Annotated in this window: 2 protein-coding genes; both read right to left on the minus strand. The window is 64.5% G+C overall.

Annotated elements, in window-relative coordinates; translation table 11 throughout:
• Nucleotides 1–1,305: protein-disulfide reductase DsbD (dsbD, locus tag ACE3OH_RS22160; RefSeq protein WP_374358459.1), on the minus strand; the 1,305-nt coding region annotated here is incomplete at its 3' end.
• Nucleotides 1,302–1,541, minus strand: a 240-nt coding sequence (locus ACE3OH_RS22165) for a hypothetical protein (protein WP_374358462.1), incomplete at its 5' end; no start/stop codon positions are given. The genes dsbD and ACE3OH_RS22165, both read right to left, overlap by 4 nt.

Genomic DNA, 1,541 nt, shown 5'->3' on the forward strand with positions numbered 1-1,541 from the left:
GACCACGATCAGCGGGGCGCCGATGCCGAGCGCCATCACATACAGGGCCAGCGCACCGCGCAGCACATCGCCGCTGGCGCCGATATAGGCCAGGGCGCCGGCCAGCGGCGGTGCCACACAGGGGCCGACGATCAGTGCCGACAGGGCGCCCATCAGGAACACCGGCAGCCAGCGGCCGCCGGGCAGGCGGTTGGAGGCGTCGTTCAAGCGCGATTGCAGGGCCGATGGCAGCTGCAATTCGTATAGATCGAACATCGACAGCGCCATCACCACAAAGAACACGGCAAAGCCACCGAGCACCCAGGCGTTTTGCAAAGCAGCCGACAGCAGGCTGCCCGATAGCGCCGCCGCGACGCCAGCAATGGCATAGGTGAGCGCCATCCCCTGCACATAGACAAAGCTCAGCGCAAAGCCGCGCCCCTTGCTGCTGGCCTGGCCCTGTCCCACCACAATGCCGGAGACGATGGGAATGAGCGGATACATGCAGGCGGTGAAAGCGAGGCCCAGCCCGGCGATGAAGAAGAAGGCCAGCAGGGCGGCCAGATTGCCGCTGCGGAACAGCTTGGCAGTGCCTTCGGCGCTATCGGCCTCGCTGGCTGCAGGCGCGGCTGCTGCAAGGCTAGAGTCAGCCGGCGCTGGCTGGCTGGCTGCCGCTGCACTGGCTGGTGCTGGCGTTTCGCTTGGCGTGCCAGCTTTGCTGTCTGTGGCGCTGTGCTCGCTGGTCGGGGCAGGCGCAGCTGCGGTAGCTGCTGCTGGCACAGGGGCAGTTGCCTTGGCTGGCGGTGCCGTGACAGCGTCCACCGCCTTGGCAGGCGTGGCGGTCTTGGCCGGTTGCGCTGCGGTGGTCGCCGGTGCGCTGCCAAACAGCGAAGCGACGGCGGCGTTGGCCGGCGCGGCGCCCAGCGTCAGCTGCACGGTTTGCGGTGGGTAGCACACGCCGGCATCGGCGCAGCCCTGGGTAACCAGTTTCAGCTTGTTGCCGGCGGCAATCGGCGTGTCGCTGGCGAGTGGCACATCGACCGCATGGCGATAGGTGACTACCTCGCCAAAATACTCATCATGCTTGACCTTGCCCTCGGGAAAGCTCGGGCTCAGCTTGCCATCGCCCGGTTGCAGCGAAAACTGCATGCGGTCGCGATACAGATAGTAGCCATCGGCCACCTCGACATGCACCACCAGGGTGCGATCATCCTTTTTTGTCACCGAGGGCTTGAAAGCCTGCTCGGGCGGCAGCAAATCAGCAGGGTCGGCCGCGCCGGCATAGAGCGACAGCACGCTGCCGAGCATTACAAACAGGCGCTTCATCGGCAGCCCCCGATACGGAAGGCAAAAAGGGCGGCAGGGCTAAAATCAGCCATACGGCCGGTCTTGGGTAGACAATGCATGGGAATCTCGGCGACAGGTTTCTGGCAAACAGGCTGGGATGTTACCGCCGCCAGCTCGATACGTCGCGTAATAGTCAATTTCATTCCAAACAGGCTTCCCACTTCATGCTGATGCGTTTGCTGCCCTATCTGATCCTGCTTGTGCTCGCCTTGCCG

Origin of the sequence: Chitinimonas sp., assembly GCF_041904975.1 — a bacterium.
Taxonomy (GTDB): Bacteria; Pseudomonadota; Gammaproteobacteria; order Burkholderiales; family Chitinimonadaceae; genus Chitinimonas.